The sequence below is a fragment of the Streptomyces sp. NPDC028907 genome, from assembly GCF_055564995.1.
Map to the genome: position 1 here is coordinate 256,744 of NZ_JBVHVE010000014.1, position 15,523 is coordinate 272,266.

At 67.7% G+C, this 15,523-nt stretch carries 13 protein-coding genes, 1 rRNA gene, 1 pseudogene and 1 riboswitch; of the genes and pseudogenes, 2 read left to right on the plus strand and 13 right to left on the minus strand.

The window, feature by feature from the left end; translation table 11 throughout:
- Positions 1–66: 66 nt before the first annotated feature.
- On the minus strand, positions 67–2,952 hold the full coding sequence (gene gcvP, locus ACZ4UU_RS35630) for an aminomethyl-transferring glycine dehydrogenase (RefSeq protein WP_471907529.1): 2,886 nt from the start codon (positions 2,950–2,952) through the stop codon (positions 67–69).
- Positions 2,953–3,127: 175 nt separating this feature from the next.
- Positions 3,128–3,224: riboswitch (glycine riboswitch) on the minus strand.
- A 124-nt stretch (positions 3,225–3,348) separates the two neighbouring features.
- Here gcvP and ACZ4UU_RS35635 point away from each other — a divergent pair.
- Complete coding sequence (locus ACZ4UU_RS35635; protein WP_471907530.1) at positions 3,349–3,756, plus strand: PRC-barrel domain-containing protein; 408 nt, start codon at positions 3,349–3,351, stop codon at positions 3,754–3,756.
- Between the two features lie 546 nt (positions 3,757–4,302).
- Here ACZ4UU_RS35635 and ACZ4UU_RS35640 read toward each other — a convergent pair.
- Positions 4,303–4,692 carry a hypothetical protein gene (locus ACZ4UU_RS35640; protein ID WP_471907548.1) on the minus strand — a complete coding sequence of 130 codons (390 nt, stop codon included), beginning with the start codon at positions 4,690–4,692 and terminating at the stop codon, positions 4,303–4,305.
- Between the two features lie 121 nt (positions 4,693–4,813).
- Between ACZ4UU_RS35640 and ACZ4UU_RS35645 the strand changes: the two are divergent.
- Positions 4,814–4,978: pseudogene (locus ACZ4UU_RS35645) on the plus strand (IS982 family transposase); the annotation flags it as partial.
- A 70-nt stretch (positions 4,979–5,048) separates the two neighbouring features.
- On the opposite strand, the gene ACZ4UU_RS35650 reads toward ACZ4UU_RS35645, so the two are convergent.
- From ACZ4UU_RS35650 to rrf, 11 genes are all read right to left on the minus strand, one after another.
- Positions 5,049–6,545, minus strand: a complete 1,497-nt coding sequence (locus ACZ4UU_RS35650) for a DNA polymerase IV (protein WP_471907531.1) — start codon at positions 6,543–6,545, stop codon at positions 5,049–5,051.
- A gap of 124 nt (positions 6,546–6,669) precedes the next feature.
- Positions 6,670–7,329 carry a MerR family transcriptional regulator gene (locus ACZ4UU_RS35655; RefSeq protein ID WP_471907532.1) on the minus strand — a complete coding sequence of 220 codons (660 nt, stop codon included), beginning with the start codon at positions 7,327–7,329 and terminating at the stop codon, positions 6,670–6,672.
- A 283-nt stretch (positions 7,330–7,612) separates the two neighbouring features.
- Positions 7,613–8,086 carry a bifunctional nuclease family protein gene (locus ACZ4UU_RS35660; RefSeq protein ID WP_004002801.1) on the minus strand — a complete coding sequence of 158 codons (474 nt, stop codon included), beginning with the start codon at positions 8,084–8,086 and terminating at the stop codon, positions 7,613–7,615.
- A gap of 85 nt (positions 8,087–8,171) precedes the next feature.
- Entirely contained in the window at positions 8,172–8,909 is a 738-nt protein-coding gene (gene ftsR / locus ACZ4UU_RS35665) for a transcriptional regulator FtsR (protein ID WP_383453453.1), read from the minus strand.
- Between the two features lie 41 nt (positions 8,910–8,950).
- Positions 8,951–9,856, minus strand: coding sequence for an FHA domain-containing protein (locus ACZ4UU_RS35670; RefSeq protein ID WP_471907533.1), 906 nt, complete (start codon positions 9,854–9,856; stop codon positions 8,951–8,953).
- Positions 9,857–9,917: 61 nt separating this feature from the next.
- Positions 9,918–10,757, minus strand: coding sequence for a DUF881 domain-containing protein (locus tag ACZ4UU_RS35675; protein WP_471907534.1), 840 nt, complete (start codon positions 10,755–10,757; stop codon positions 9,918–9,920).
- Between the two features lie 5 nt (positions 10,758–10,762).
- A complete protein-coding gene (locus ACZ4UU_RS35680) occupies positions 10,763–11,095 on the minus strand; it encodes a small basic family protein (RefSeq protein ID WP_003988855.1) in 333 nt (110 codons plus the stop codon).
- The gene (locus tag ACZ4UU_RS35685) at positions 11,092–12,003 is read right to left on the minus strand and encodes a DUF881 domain-containing protein (protein ID WP_471907535.1); all 912 of its coding nucleotides are present in this window, start codon (positions 12,001–12,003) and stop codon (positions 11,092–11,094) included. Before ACZ4UU_RS35685 ends, ACZ4UU_RS35680 begins: the two co-directional genes overlap by 4 nt.
- A gap of 96 nt (positions 12,004–12,099) precedes the next feature.
- A complete protein-coding gene (locus tag ACZ4UU_RS35690) occupies positions 12,100–14,595 on the minus strand; it encodes a mannose-1-phosphate guanyltransferase (RefSeq protein WP_234767518.1) in 2,496 nt (831 codons plus the stop codon).
- Positions 14,596–14,710: 115 nt separating this feature from the next.
- Entirely contained in the window at positions 14,711–15,319 is a 609-nt protein-coding gene (locus tag ACZ4UU_RS35695; RefSeq protein WP_471907536.1) for a CDP-alcohol phosphatidyltransferase family protein, read from the minus strand.
- Between the two features lie 109 nt (positions 15,320–15,428).
- Positions 15,429–15,523, minus strand: a 5S ribosomal RNA gene (gene rrf, locus ACZ4UU_RS35700); the annotation flags it as partial.

Below are 15,523 nucleotides of genomic sequence, written 5' to 3' on the forward strand. Positions count from 1 at the left end.
GGGACGGAGCCCTCCTCACACCTACCCCCGCAGCGCTACAGGCCCCGCGAGCGCACCCCGCAGACGTCAGCCCTCATAGGCATCCATCGGCGGACAGGAACACACGAGATTCCGATCCCCGAAGGCCTGATCAATCCGCCGCACCGGCGGCCAGTACTTGTCGGCAACCGACACCCCGGCCGGGAACACAGCCTCCTCGCGGCTGTAAGCGTGCCCCCACTCCCCACCCAGCGCACCGGCGGTATGCGGAGCATTCCGCAGCGGATTGTCCTCGGCAGGCCACTCACCCGCCCCGACCTTCTCGATCTCCGCCCGAATAGCGATCATCGCCTCGCAGAACCGGTCGAGTTCACTCAGATCCTCGGACTCGGTCGGCTCGATCATCAGCGTCCCCGCCACGGGGAACGACATCGTCGGCGCATGGAAGCCGAAGTCGATGAGCCGCTTGGCCACATCGTCGACGCTCACCCCGGTCGCCTTGGTCAGCGGCCGCAGATCGATGATGCACTCGTGCGCGACGAGCCCGCCCGGCCCCGTGTAGAGCACCGGGTAGTGCGGCTCCAGCCGCTTGGCGATGTAGTTGGCGGACAGCACGGCCACCTGCGTGGCCCGCTTCAGCCCCTCGCCGCCCATGAGCCGTACATACGCCCAGGAGATCGGCAGGATCCCGGCGGAACCCCAGGGCGCGGCCGAGATCGGTCCGACACCCGTCTCCGGCCCGGCGGCGGGCTGCATCGGGTGGTTCGGCAGATACGGCGCCAGATGCGCCCGCACACCGACCGGCCCGACACCCGGACCGCCGCCACCGTGCGGAATGCAGAAGGTCTTGTGCAGATTCAGATGCGAGACGTCACCGCCGAAGTGCCCCGGCTTGGCCAGCCCCACCAGCGCGTTGAGGTTGGCGCCGTCGACGTACACCTGCCCGCCGGCCTCGTGCACCTGCGCACAGATGTCGGCGACATGCTCCTCGAACACACCGTGCGTCGACGGATACGTGATCATCAGCACCGACAGCTCGTCCCGGTGCTTCTCGATCTTCACCCGCAGATCCTCGACGTCGATCTCACCGTCCTCGGCGGTCCTGACGACGACGACCTTCATGCCGGCCATGACAGCGCTGGCGGCATTGGTCCCATGAGCGGAGGACGGAATCAGACACACGGTCCGCTGCTCGTCCCCGTTGGCCCGGTGGTACCCGCGTACAGCGAGCAGCCCGGCCAGCTCACCCTGCGACCCGGCGTTGGGCTGCAACGACACCTTGTCGTACCCGGTGACCTCGGCGAGACGTTCCTCCAGCTCACGGATGAGCGTCAGATAGCCCTGCACCTGCTCGGCGGGCGCGAAGGGGTGCAGCTGCCCGAACTCCGGCCAGGTGACCGGCTCCATCTCGGTGGTCGCGTTGAGCTTCATCGTGCAGGACCCCAGCGGGATCATGCCGCGGTCCAGCGCGTAGTCGCGGTCGGCGAGCCTGCGCAGGTAGCGCAGCATCGCGGTCTCGGAACGGTACTGGTGGAACACGGGGTGCGTGAGGTACTCGTCGCCGCGCAGCAGCCCCTCCGCCAGCGCGTCCTCGGTCACCGCGTCCAGCGCCTCGATGTCCCCCTCGACCCCGAACGCCGTCCATACGGCACCCAGCTGGGCCCGGTTCGTGGTCTCGTCGCAGGCGACGGAGACGTGGTCCGCGTCGACGAGATGCAGGTTGACGCCGTTCTGCCGGGCCGCGGCAACGACCTCGGCGGCCTTCCCCGGCACCCGCACGGTCAGCGTGTCGAAGTACGAGCCGTGCACGACCTCGACCCCGCCGGCAGCGAGCCCGGCGGCCAGGACGGAGGCGTACCGGTGCGTGCGCCGGGCAATGCCGCGCAGCCCCTCGGGCCCGTGGTACACGGCGTACATCCCGGCCATCACGGCGAGCAGCACCTGAGCCGTGCAGATGTTGCTGGTGGCCTTCTCCCGCCGGATGTGCTGCTCACGCGTCTGCAGGGCCAGCCGGTACGCCTTGTTCCCGTCCGCGTCCACGGACACACCGACGAGCCGCCCGGGCAGGCTGCGCGCGAACTTCTCGTGCACGGCCATGTATCCGGCATGCGGACCGCCGAAGCCCATGGGAACACCGAACCGCTGCGTCGTCCCGACCGCGATGTCCGCCCCGAGCTCACCGGGCGACTTCAGCAGCGTGAGCGCGAGCAGATCGGCGGCGACGGTGACAAGGGCGCCGAGCTCGTGGGCCTGCTCGATGACGGCCTTGATATCGCGTACGACACCGGAAGCTCCCGGGTACTGAAGGAGCACGCCGTTGATCTCACGGGAGGCGACGTCCGCCGGGATCCCCTCACTGAGGTCGGCGACGACGACCTCGACCCCCGTCGGCTCGGCCCGGGTCTCGATCACGGCGATGGTCTGCGGAAGCACATCCGCGTCGACCAGGAACAGCCCCTTCTTGTTCTTGCCCATACGCCGGGACAGGGCCATGGCCTCGGCCGCGGCGGTTCCCTCGTCGAGCAGCGAGGCACCGGAGGTCGGCAGCCCGGTCAGGTCGGCGACCATGGTCTGGAAGTTGAGCAGCGCCTCGAGCCGCCCCTGCGAGATCTCGGGCTGATACGGCGTGTAGGCCGTGTACCAGGCCGGATTCTCCATGACGTTCCGCAGGATGACCGGCGGCGTGAAGGTCCCGTAGTACCCGAGCCCGATCATGGAGTCGAGCACCTGATTGCGATCGGCGAGCGACCGCAGCTCGGCGAGCACCTCGGCCTCGGTACGCGCCCCCGGCAGGTCGAGGGAGTCGGCGTTCTTGATCACATCCGGCACCGCGGCGGCGGTGAGCTCGTCGAGCGAGCCGTACCCGACGTGGGCGAGCATCTTGGCCCGAGCCTCATGGTCAGGACCGATATGACGCTGCTCGAAAGGGATCCCCTGTTCGAGCTCGGAGAGCGGAATGCGATGGGCGGTCATTACGGAGGCCTCCTGGTCTGACACGACCTTCGAGGGGCACCACGGCGCGGGTACCCGGACGGCCTCCCCCTCTGTCATCTCAACCTGAGAGCTTCACCGGGTCGCACAGAGCGCCCGGCTTTCACCGTCGGTGAGAGCGGAAGCCGTCGACACCCGCCCTGCTTTCCAGAGTGACCTCGTCCGTGCGGTACGTGTGCCTGAGAGATTCCGGGGAGGATTTGCTCCTTCGGCGCCTCCGGATGGTGTCCGGAGGACTCTCCCGCACGGGGTCAGCAGCCGCTAGCCAGCCTACCAGCGGGGTCAACGCACGGACCTTCGAGTGGCCGCGCTCACCAATCTGCCTTTTCGTAGTGCTTACGACTGCTTCCAGATGAGTTGCGACCAAGTGGAGGGCCCGTGCAGACCGACATCGATCCGCGCAATCTGATCGGCCGCAAGGCCTTCGACCGCAACGGCACCAAGATCGGCACCATCGACGAGGTCTACCTCGACGACGCGACCGGAGTGCCGGAATGGGCAGCGATACGCACGGGCCTGTTCTCCCGCGACGCCTTCGTCCCCCTTGAGCCCAGCGAGCTCGTAGAAGGCAGCCTCCACATCCCCTTCGACCGCGCCCTGATCAAGGACGCCCCCGACTTCGGCGTAGGCCGCCACCTCTCCCCCGAACAAGAACTCCAGCTCTACCACCACTACGGCCTCGACGTAGCCCCTCCACCCTCACCCCCGGACCGGGACTTCGGCAACATCGCAGGCCTGGAAACCCCGGAAGACAACGGCCCCAGACCAACCCGCCCCCACTCCTGACCCCCCGCCACCGACACAGCACGAGCGCCCCTCAAGGCTGGACGCCCTCCCGGTAAAGCCCCTGACACCGCCTCCGAATGCCCAGCCCGCGGGCATTCCGCAGCGCCTCCCCCACCGCCGACCAGCACCATCGGCACACCATCAAGGGCCACGCAAACGAAGCCCGGGACGCGACCTCAGCATGACTCCCGACTCCACATCAGGCAGATCCGCCCACCGGCAGCGGCGACAGCGCCCAAGCCGGGACGAGGCACCCTCGCGAACGCAGCTCAGAACGATTCGCCCTGCCGGCACATCAGCGGACTCCTCTGCCAGGAGCTGCGGAAGCCCCTATCGCGCGACCAGCGCCACCGGCACCCGCACGCCACCCACGACAGCCGGGCCACCACCACCCATGCAGAAGCAGCGGCACGCACGCCCCGCACACCCAGAGGATCAATTCCAAGGGATGCCTGCGGAGGGTGTGGGGTGGGCGGCGGCCGAAGCCATCGCGAGACGGTCAGGCGGCGGGCTGCCAGCCCTGGTTGTCGAGGTGGCAGTAGGCGGTCAGGCGTCAGGGTCGACTTCGGGGTGCGTGAACCGCACGGGCTTGCCCAGCGACCGGGCGTAGGCGATTTCGGCTCGGGTGCTGTCTCCGATGTAGTCGCCGACTACGAGCACCTCATCAGCGAGCCGGATCTTCGCCCGGTGCAGATCGTCGAGTCGAACCTTCAGCTCCTCGGCCTCGACAGGATCGGACCAAAGTTCGTGCGGCGACTTCATGTCACAGCCCGGTTTGACGACAATCCTTCCGGCTTTGGTCTCCCGCAGATCGGCCTCGTTCATCTCGGTCATGAAGCGGGTGGAGCCGCAGATCACGACGATACTCGGGAGGCTCAACAGCTTCTTCGCGTCGGCGAGCTTCTCCTCAGGGGTGAGCAGTCGCGGGTATGACACTGGTTCCTCCTGGTGGTGTGGTCCAAGGGGTGCCTGCGGAGACAAGAACGAGGGTGTCCAGGATCGTTTTGTGACGAACGGCGTGGAGCCACCGGTCCGATGCGAAAACGTCAACCGGATCCTGGCCACCACCACCTCGGTGTGGAGCGACGACGTATGGGTCGTGGACTCCACCCCGGTGGAGCGCGGCCGCTCCCGCGAGACCGTAAAGCGCTCCGACTTGGCAGGTTGGGCCGAATACGGCTACTGCGCCGGTCACAGCCGCTTCTTCTGGGGCCTGCACCTGGACCGGGGCCAAGGCAATCACCGACCCCTTGGAATAGATCATCCAGGCGCAGCGGCAACCCCGCCAGCCGCTAACCAGGCGCCACAGGCATGTCCCCCACTTCCCCCTCCCCCGCCTCCTCCACCAGTTCGGCCCCCTTCCCTTTCACCTCAGAGGCCCCACCAGCCCCAGACCCACCAGATTCCCCACCTCCCCCGGCCACTCCAGCCGCTCCGGGCCCTGCCGGCCTGGCCTTCACCAACGGCAACGGCTCCGCCCCCTCCAGCCCCGGATCATCAACCCGAAACGTCCGCACCCGCCCCGGCTCAGACGACTCGGGCGTCTCGAAGCGCACGGTCACCCGCCCAACCCCACTCCCCTGCACCCACCCATGCCCGTACTCGACGTGCCGCACATCGTGCCCCGCGACCCACCGCCGCTCCACAGGCGCCTCCACTCGCTGCTCACCAGCCGGTTCCTCCTCGCCGTCCTCCACGAAGTGCTCCGCGCCCTCCCCCGCCACCTGTGCGAACAGGTCCTCCTGCGTGTAGTCGGCCAGCCCGCTGACCCCCACCCCCAACAGCCGCACGCCACCCGTCGTGTCCACAGAATCCAGCAACCGAGCCGCAGCCTCCCGCACCACCGCCGGATCGTCCGTAGGTCCGCGCATCGTCTCGGAACGGGTCAGCGTGGAGAAGTCGTATCTGCGCACCTTCAAGACGATGGTCCGCCCCGACAACCCGGCCCCCCGCAACCGCCGCACACACCGGTCGGCCAGCCGCTGCACCTCCAGACCCACCCGCACCCGGTCATGGATGTCCACGTCGTACGTGTCCTCGACCGACACCGACTTGGCCTCCCGCTCGGCCACCACAGGCCGATCGTCGTGGGCCAGCGCCATGGCATACAGGGCATGGCCATGAGCCTTGCCCAGCAGCCGTACGAGTTCGTCCTCCCCCGCCTCGGCGATCTCGTCCACCGTGTGGATCCCGGCCCGTCGCAGATGGTCCCCGGTCGCCGGCCCCACTCCCGGCAATGTCCGCACCGACATCGGCCCGAGCAACTCGCGCTCCGTCCCCGGCTCGATCACCACCAGCCCATCGGGCTTGGCCTGCTCCGAGGCGATCTTCGCGAGCATCTTGGACCCGGCCAGCCCCACGGACCCCGCGAGCCCCGTGACAGCCCGTATGTCGGCACGCAACCTCGCCCCCACCAACCGCGCCGACTCCTCGTCCCAGGCCGCACCGCCCGCTTCCAGATCCACGAAGGCCTCATCCAGGCTCAACGGCTCCACCAGCGGCGACAAATCCCGCAGCAACGCCATGACCTGCTCGCTGATGTCCCGGTAGATCCCGAAGCGCGGCACGAGATACGCGGCATTCGGCGCCAGCCGACGCGCCTGGGCCATGGGCATCGCCGAGTGCACCCCGAACACCCGAGCCTCATAGGACGCGGTGGCGACGACTCCCCGCGGCCCGAGCCCGCCCACGACCACGGCCTTCCCGCGCAGGCTCGGCTTGGATGCCTGCTCCACCGAGGCGTAGAAGGCATCCATGTCGAGATGCAGGATCGTAGGCGCGTTCCTCACATCTCCGATGCTGCCTCACGCCACTGACAATGCCCTGCTACGACGACCGCGTGATCCACGGCCCTCGCCACCACCCACCGCCCTCGAACCGGCCGGGCTGGGGGTGCGCCTGCGCCGAAGGAGCTCAGACCGCCCGGTTGCGCCGCCGAGCCAGCTCGTCCGCCGGATTGTGCCCGACCAGCGTCTCCCCGGTGTCGATCCGCTCCCCGTGCAGCTGCGACAAGGCACTCTCGACGTCCCGCCACACCACACCCACGGCGATCCCGAAGATCCCCTGCCCACCCTGAAGCAGCGCGTGCACCTCGTCCGGGGACGTGCACTCGTACACCGTCGCGCCGTCACTCATCAGCGTCATGCGCTCCAGATCGCTGAAGCCCCGCTCCCGCAGATGCTGAACGGCGGTGCGGATGTTCTGCAACGACACACCTGTGTCGAGGAACCGCTTGACGATCTTCAGGACGACGACGTCCCGGAAGCTGTACAGCCGCTGCGTCCCCGACCCGTATGCGGGCCGCACACTGGGCTCGACGAGGCCTGTACGCGCCCAGTAGTCCAATTGCCGATAGGTGATGCCGGCGGCCGCACACGCCGTCGGACCCCGGTAGCCGATCTGCTCGGTCTCCATGGACGCCGCCCCTCCGCCGCTGCTCGGCACGGCCGTCGGTCGCTGCGGAGCGTGATCGGCCGCGGTGCCCTGGAGCGGGCTGCCGTGAAGCGGGTACGGGCCGCTCGCCCCGAGACGTCCGGGGGCACCCCCAGCCGTACCGTCGCCGCTGCTTCTCACGCCGACCTCCGTCCTTGACCTGCCTTCTCGACGGTAGGCAGTCACCAGGGGTGCGTCAACGATCGCCACACTCGGCACGCCGAGTGATAATCACCCTAGGAGTGGTTTCCCGTGCCCCACCGCGGGGAAAGGCTAGCCGAATGCGCTCGAAGCGGGCCGCAGGACGCTCTCCCTGGCCGCTGGCAAATGCCGGCATTTGAGTTGTAACCGACTGTGGGCCGCGCCACCACGGTCCGCAAGTCCGCCGGCCCGCCGCCCACGTCTCCTCTCTGGCGTCGAGTCCTCACTGGCTGCTGGTGCCGAAGTCCTCGGGCGAGATCTGGTCGAGGAACTCGCGGAACTTCTCCACCTCGTCCTCCTGCTCGTCCGGGATCGCGATGCCCGCGTCGTCGAGGACCCCGTCGCTGCCGTAGATCGGCGTTCCGGTGCGCAGGGCCAGCGCTATGGCATCGGACGGGCGGGCGCTCACCTCGACGCCGCTGGCGAAGACCAGCTCGGCGTAGAAGACACCCTCACGCAGGTCAGTGATGCGCACTTCGGTGAGCTCCTGGCCGACGGCCTCCAACACGTCCTTGAACAGGTCGTGGGTCAGCGGTCGCGCGGGGGCCATGCCCTGCTGGGCGAAGGCGATGGCCGTAGCCTCCCCCGGCCCGATCCAGATGGGGAGGTAGCGGTCGCCTCCCACTTCACGCAGGAGCACGATCGGTTGGTTGGAGGGCATCTCGACCCGGACACCTACGACATCGAGCTCGTTCACACAGCAACCCTAGGCCGTGCTCGGGACGTTTGGGTAGTCGGGCAGAGAACGGGTGGCCGATCCGGCCTTCCTGTGCATGCCCCGCTCAGGGCAGCCGCACCCCGAGAGCGGTCTGCACGAGCGCGGCGTGCAGCTTCACGGTGAGGCCCGCCAGCTCCTTGGCCCGCGCCTCGGCGTGAGCCCTGGTCTGCGGGTTGCGGTGCCGTCTCAGCGGCGCCACGACCTGGTCGACGAGCCCGGCCTCACGGTCGGCGGCGCCCTTCATCACCCGTAGATGCCTTGGCTCGATCCCGAACCGCCCGAGCTCGGCGACGAGCCCGGCCACCGTGACCGCCTCCGCGTCGTACGCCCCGTCCGGCAACGGAGTGATCAGGCCGTACGACTCCCACTCCGCGAGCTCCTGCTCGCCGATCTCGGCCGCGGCGAGCAGCGCGGCACGCCCGATCCGGGCCGCCGTGGGCGCCTCGACGGCCTCCAGGACCGTTTCTCCATCACGCTGGCGGCACACGGTCGGCAGCGCGGCGGCCTCACCACGCTCCATCGCGTCCAGGTGCTCACGGATCACCTTGAGCGGCAGATAGTGGTCCCGCTGCATCCGCAGCACGTGGCCGAGCCGCTCGACGTCCCGCGCGCTGAACTTGCGATACCCCGAGGGCGTCCGCTGCGGCTCGACGAGACCCTCCGACTCCAGGAAACGGATCTTGGAGATGGTGATGTCAGGGAACTCCTCGCGCAGCACGTTCAGCACCGCGCCGATGCTCAGCAGCCGACCGTCCGTGGCGGCGATGCCGTGCCCGGCACCGCCGCTCGGTGTTTTCAGCATGGACCTTCCCTGGTTCTCCCCGGACGGGCTCCGGGGGAGGGTCAGTAGCCCCGCTGGCTCGCGTAGAAGACCAGCCGGTACTTGCCGATCTGCACCTCGTCGCCGTTGTTCAGAGCGACCTGGTCGATCCGCTCACGGTTGACGTACGTGCCGTTCAGACTGCCGACGTCGGCCACCGTGAACGAGCCGTCCTGCGCCCTGCGGAACTCCACGTGCCGACGCGAGACCGTGACGTCGTCCAGGAAGATGTCACTCTGCGGGTGACGCCCGGCCGTGGTCAGATCGCCGTCCAGCAGGAAGCGGCTGCCCGAGTTCGGCCCACGGCGCACCACCAGGAGCGCGGAGCCCAGCGGCAGCGCGTCCACGGCGGCCTGCGCCTCGGGGGACAGCGCCGGGATCGGAGTCTGACCGGTGGTCTCGGCGTCGTAGGCCTCCAGACCGGAGATGGAGATCGTGGAGGTCGTCTCGGACGGACGCTCGGGCGCCGCACCGGCCCGCAGCGGCGCGCCACAGTTGGAACAGAAGCGGCTGTTCTCCGCGTTGCGGTTACCGCACCTCGTACACACCAGGGCCGACATCGGGGAAAACCCTCCACCCGTACTTGAGGTTGACGGTTGCCCGAAACCTATGCCGCCGGACTGGCCAGGGTCAACCGACGGCGCGCCCTGACCTCCGGAAATGTCACCGCCCGGCCCAGACACCTGGTCCCGGAACAGGGGGCGCTGGCCCTCTTCGTCCCCCTGTGCGCGGTGACGAGCGGTCGCGTTGTCGCTACCCTCTCGCGCGCTCTTGCCGAACAACTTCGCAAACAACTTCACGGGCGATTCCCCTTGACCGAAACAGACCCGCCCGTGGGGCAGGACGAACCCTGACTGCACTCTCTGACCGACCCGGACATCCTCACAACGTCCGTCTCCACCAGACAGTTTCCACCACGCACCACCCAATCGGTGCGCCGACCCCCCGCAACCTCATGCCCTCGCCGGACGTCCCCCATGCACCCCCGGTTCACTGCGAGGACGACCGAGCGTAGTCAGGCCGCTTCGCCGCTCGCAAGGCGTCCACGACGATCTTGTCGGACCGCTCGATGGTCACGGTGGCCTGCTCCTTCTCGAAGGTCTGCACCACGCCTCCAGGGATGTTGAGCGCCGGTTCGAGATCCTGTGGCTTGCCGATGACCTTGAAACGAACAGGAGCGTTGATCTTGTTCCCGTCGACGCTCACGCTGTTGCCCGAATCGGTCAGATAGGTGTCGGCGACGACGCGCACACCGTTCACCTGGATCGCTTCCGCGCCGGCGGCGCGCAGCTCCTGGATCGCGTCGAGCAGCATGTCCGCTTCGACCGTCCCCTTCGTGTCCTCGATGGTCATCGTGATGCCGGGTCCCTGCGCGGCCACCGTGCCCGCCAGAATGCCGAGTTGCTTCTCCTTCTCGACCGTCTGCCTGCGGGCCTCCTCAGCCTGGTTCGAACTGTTCTCCAGCTCGTCCCGCTGCTTCTCGAGACCTTGCTTCTCGTCCTCAAGACGCTGAGTACGGTCATCCAGTTCATCGAGGATGCGAACGAGATCTTCCTGACGTGCGCCGCGCAGCGCACTGTCACCGTCGCTGTTCGACGCGACCTGGACGGCCAGACCGAAGCCGAGGCCGAACAGCAGCAGGGCGACGATGAGTTGGGCCCTGGTGACCCGGGGCGGCCACAGCCCCTTCGCCAACCGCTGCCGACCGGTCAACTGGGACGACTGCTCCTCGGAAGCACTGTCCGCGGCCTCCGTCGCCTCCGTGGCCGGGACCTCCTCGGGCAGCTCCTTGCGCAGCCTGTTCTTTGCGCTCTCCTCGTGGTTGCTCATCGGCCTCACGCCCGGAACACGTGCCGGCGAATGGCCGCGGCGTTCGAGAAGATACGAATGCCGAGCACGACGACGACACCGGTGGAGAGCTGGGCTCCCACGCCCAACTTGTCGCCGAGGAACACGATCAGCGCGGCCACGACCACGTTGGACAGGAACGACACGACGAAGACCTTGTCGTCGAAGATGCCGTCGAGCATGGCCCGCAGGCCGCCGAACACGGCATCCAGAGCCGCCACGACGGCAATCGGCAGATAAGGCTCGACGACCGCCGGAACCTCAGGCCGGACCAACAGGCCGGCCACGACTCCCACGACGAGGCCCAGTACGGCGATCACGATGTGCCCTTCTCGGTCTTCTCGGTGTTCGGCTGTGCGGTACGCACGATCACACTCGGTGCGGCGGGCAACCGGAGGTCGTCCTCAACGGAGATGCCGGTGCGGATCCCGTACTCCTCGCGCAGTGCATCCAGGTACAGCCCGTTGGCGCTCGCCTGGAACCTGTCACGGAGCCCCTCCCCGTCCCCCACCGCAAGCACCGTGTACGGCGGGACCAGCGGTTTGTTGTCGACCAGTATCGCGTCGCCCGCCGCCCTGATCGCGGAGAGCGCGGTCAGCCGCTGCCCGTTGATGGCGATGGCCTCGGCACCGGACTCCCACAGCCCGTTGACCACGCGCTGCATGTCCCGGTCCTTCACCCGGCCGACATCGGAGAATCCCGACGTCCCGCGCGGGTCGCCGTCGCCGCCGGCATCGGCCTCCTTGGCGTCGTTCACGACCAGCTTCACCCCGGGCCCGTGCACCTCGACGGAGCCCGCCAGGATGCCCACGAGATCCGCCTGGTCGCTGTCGCCGGTGGCCTTCAGGGCCTCTCGTTGCCGCGCGCTCACATCGTCGCGCAGTTTGTCGACGCTCTCCTCCAGCCGGTCCGCCGCCGCGGTCTCACGGTCGATACGGTCGATCAGCTCCTCGCGTTCCTTGGCCACGACGGGCGCCGCGACCCGCGCCTGCGCGGCGCCCACAGTCACCACCAGCGCGGCGAGGACCAGCCCGGCCGCGAGCCCCAGCTTCGCCCTGAGCGTCTTCGGCAGGCCGCCCTCGCCAGCGGCCTTCCTACGGGCGGCTGCTTCGGCGTAGCCGTCGTCGAGGCTGTGATCCATGACGTTGGTGAGCAACGACATGGACGCGTCCGGACGCGTGGGGCGCGTAGGTGTGCTCCGAACGGGGGGCTGCGGCATGCCGCACATCGTCGCACGTCGCCACCCATACCTCCGAATGGCCCCACCGGCGTGCCCGACGGGCCTCTCGTGGAGGCCCGTCAGGCACGCGCGCGTGGCCGTGCCTCAGCGGCCGGCGCTGTCCACGACGGCCGCCCATTCATCGAGCAGGGCCTGCGCGGACGCGTCGTCCGGCCCCTCCGCCCACAGATGCGTGACCGCTTCTGCCGGGTCGGGCAGGACCATCACCCAGCGCCCGTCGGTCTCCACGACCCGCACACCATCCGTCGTGTCGACAAAGCGATCTCCGGCCGCCTCCACGACCCGCCGCATCACGAGCCCCTTGACGGCCCACGGAGTCGCAAGATCCCGCTTGATGACGTGCGCCCGCGGAATCCGAGCGTCGATCTGGCTGAGCGTGAGCTGCGTACGCGCCACCAGGCCGATCAGTCGCACAAAGGCCGCCGTACCGTCGAAGACGCTGCTGAACTCCGGGACGATGAACCCGCCCTTGCCGTCACCACCGAAGATCGTCGTGTCGTCGCGCCCTACCCGGGTCAGGTCGTCCGGCGAGGTCGTCGTCCACTCCACCTGAGTCCCGTGGTAGGCCGCCACCTGCTCGGCGATCCTCGTGGTGGTCACCGGCAGCGCCACACGCCCACTGCGCCGCTCTGCGGCCACGAGGTCCAGCATGACGAGCAGGGCACGGTCGTCCTCGACGATCCGCCCCTTCTCATCGACCAGCGACAGCCGCTCGCCGACCGGGTCGAACCGCACGCCGAACGCCGCCCGTGCGGACGCCACGATCTCTCCCAGCCGCACCAGCCCCGACCGTCGCGCATCCGCCGACTCCGTGGGCCTGGACTCGTCGAGCCCGGGATTGATGGTCAGAGAGTCCACGCCGAGCTTGCCGAGCAGACTGGGCAGCACCAGCCCCGCGCTACCGTTCGAGGCGTCGACGACGACCTTGAGCCCCGACTCCGAAATCCCCGTCGTATCGACGTTCCGCAGCAACGACCCGGTGTAGGAGTCGAAAACACTCGCAGGGAAATGCAGGTCGCCGATCTCACCCGGGAAGGCACGCCGGTACTCCTGCCGCGCGAACACCCGGTCCAGCTTCCGCTGACTGGCCTGCGACAGGTCGGCTCCCCGCCCGTCGAAGAACATGATGTCCACGGAATCCGGCACGCCTGGCGTCGTCCGGATCATGATCCCGCCGGCACTGCCCCGCGCGGTCTGCTGCCGCGCCACAGGCAGCGGTACGTTCTCCAAGTCGCGTACGTCGATGGCGCTGGCCTGCAAAGCGGAGATCACGGCCCGCTTCAGCGCCCGGGCGCCCCGGGAGTGGTCGCGGGCCGTCGTGACAGTGGACCCCTTCTTCAGGGTCGTCGCATACGCACCGGCGAGGCGCACGGCGAGTTCGGGCGTGATCTCGACGTTCAGGATCCCGGAGACACCTCGGGCACCGAAGAGATGCGCCTGGCCCCTCGACTCCCAGATCACCGAGGTGTTGACGAAAGCGCCGGCCTCGATGGTCTTGAACGGATAGACGCGTACGTTGCCCTGGACGATCGATTCTTCACCGATCAGGCACTCGTCCCCGATGACCGCGCCGTCCTCGATCCGGGCAGCGCGCATGATGTCGGTGTTCTTTCCGACGACGCAACCCCGCAGATTGCTGTGCTGCCCGATGTACACGTTGTCATGGACGACGGCCTTGTGTAGAAAGGCGCCGCTCTTCACAACCACGTTCGAGCCGACGACGGTGTGCTCCCGGATTTCCGCACCGGCCTCGACCTTGGCGTAGTCCCCGATGTAGAGAGGCCCACGCAGAACGGCATCCGGATGCACCTCGGCGCCTTCCGCCACCCACACACCCGGGGAGATCTCGAAGCCGTCGATCTCGACGTCGACCTTGCCCTCGAGGACGTCGGCCTGCGCCTTCACGTAGCTCTCGTGAGTACCGACATCCTCCCAATAGCCCTCCGCGACATACCCGTAGATCGGTTTGCCTTCCTTCATCAACTGCGGGAAGACATCGCCGGACCAGTCCACGGGAACGTCGGCCTCGACATAATCGAAGACCTCGGGTTCCATGACGTAGATGCCGGTGTTCACGGTGTCCGAGAAGACCTGCCCCCAGGTCGGCTTCTCAAGGAAGCGCTCGACCTGACCTTCCTCATCCACGATCGTGATACCGAATTCCAGTGGATTGGGCACACGCGTCAGGCAGACCGTGACCAGCGCACCCTTTTCCTTGTGGAAATTGATCAGCTCGGTGAGGTCGAAGTCGGTCAGGGCATCACCGGAGATGACGAGGAAAGCATCGTCCTTCAACGCCTCTTCGGCGTTCTTGACGCTTCCGGCGGTACCGAGTGGCTTCTCCTCGTTGGCATAGCTGAGCTCCATTCCGAGCTCTTCGCCGTCACCGAAGTAGTTCTTGACCAGAGAGGCCAGGAACTGAACTGTCACGACGGTCTCATTCAGACCATGCCTTTTGAGCAGCCTCAGAACGTGCTCCATGATGGGCCGGTTGGCCACCGGCAGGAGCGGCTTGGGCATGCTTGAGGTCATGGGACGAAGGCGTGTACCTTCGCCCCCGGCCATCACGACGGCCTTCATGTCGGAAGCGTCCTCCTCTAAGAGACGACGGTCTAGCCGACTTCACCCGTCCAGATTGTCCCGCACTTTTCCACTGCGGGCCATCGAGCCGCTACGGCCGCTTCAATCCACGAGTTCAATCGGCCATGGCGTCCGCACGGACCAGGCGGCGGACCTGTACCACGTAGAGGACTCCTGCCCACCAGTACAGCGTCGTACCCCATCCGGCGAACGCCCATCCGAAAATAGCAGCCAGTGACGGGATCCATCCACTTCCGTCACTGAGCAGCAACAGCGGGAAGGCATACATCAGGTTGAAGGTGGCCGCCTTCCCGAGGAAGTTCACTTGCGGCGGCGGATAGCCATGCCGCCTGAGGATGCCCACCATGACCAGCAGAACCAGCTCGCGGGCCAAAAGTACAGCGGTCAACCAGACGGGCAGAATCTCGCGCCAAGTGAGACCGACCAACGTCGAGAGAATGTAGAGCCTGTCGGCCGCGGGGTCGAGAAGCCGGCCGAGGCTGCTGATCTGGTTCCAGCGCCGCGCGAGCTTGCCGTCCAGGTAGTCACTGACGCCACTGAGAGCCAGCACCAGAAGCGCCCAGCCGTCACTCTCCGGCCCACCGAACTCAGGCCTGAGAATCAGCCACAGGAAGAGCGGCACGCCAAGCAGCCGCGCCATGCTGAGGATGTTGGGGATGGTGAGCACTCGGTCCGTCTGAACGCGAGTCTCCTGGACCTCCACCCGGGGGCCTCCTGTGGGAAACGTACTTACGATGCCCCCTGACCCTACCTCAACGCAAAAAAGCTCTGGCTCTCGGGCTGTATGCCCAAGAGCCAGAGCTCTAAAAGGAGTTCGGCGGCGTCCTACTCTCCCACAGGGTCCCCCCTGCAGTACCATCGGCGCTGTAAGGCTTAGCTTCCGGGTTCGGAATGTAACCGGGCGTTT

What these genes read in the sequence shown, in the direction of transcription:
- gcvP (WP_471907529.1), bottom strand. Translation starts at nt 2,952, where the DNA reads ATGACCGCCCATCGCATTCCGCTCTCCGAGCTCGAACAGGGGATCCCT.
- ftsR (WP_383453453.1), bottom strand. Translation starts at nt 8,909, where the DNA reads ATGCTGAAAACACCGAGCGGCGGTGCCGGGCACGGCATCGCCGCCACG.
- ACZ4UU_RS35675 (WP_471907534.1), bottom strand. Translation starts at nt 10,757, where the DNA reads ATGAGCAACCACGAGGAGAGCGCAAAGAACAGGCTGCGCAAGGAGCTG.
- ACZ4UU_RS35685 (WP_471907535.1), bottom strand. Translation starts at nt 12,003, where the DNA reads ATGTGCGGCATGCCGCAGCCCCCCGTTCGGAGCACACCTACGCGCCCC.
- ACZ4UU_RS35690 (WP_234767518.1), bottom strand. Translation starts at nt 14,595, where the DNA reads ATGAAGGCCGTCGTGATGGCCGGGGGCGAAGGTACACGCCTTCGTCCC.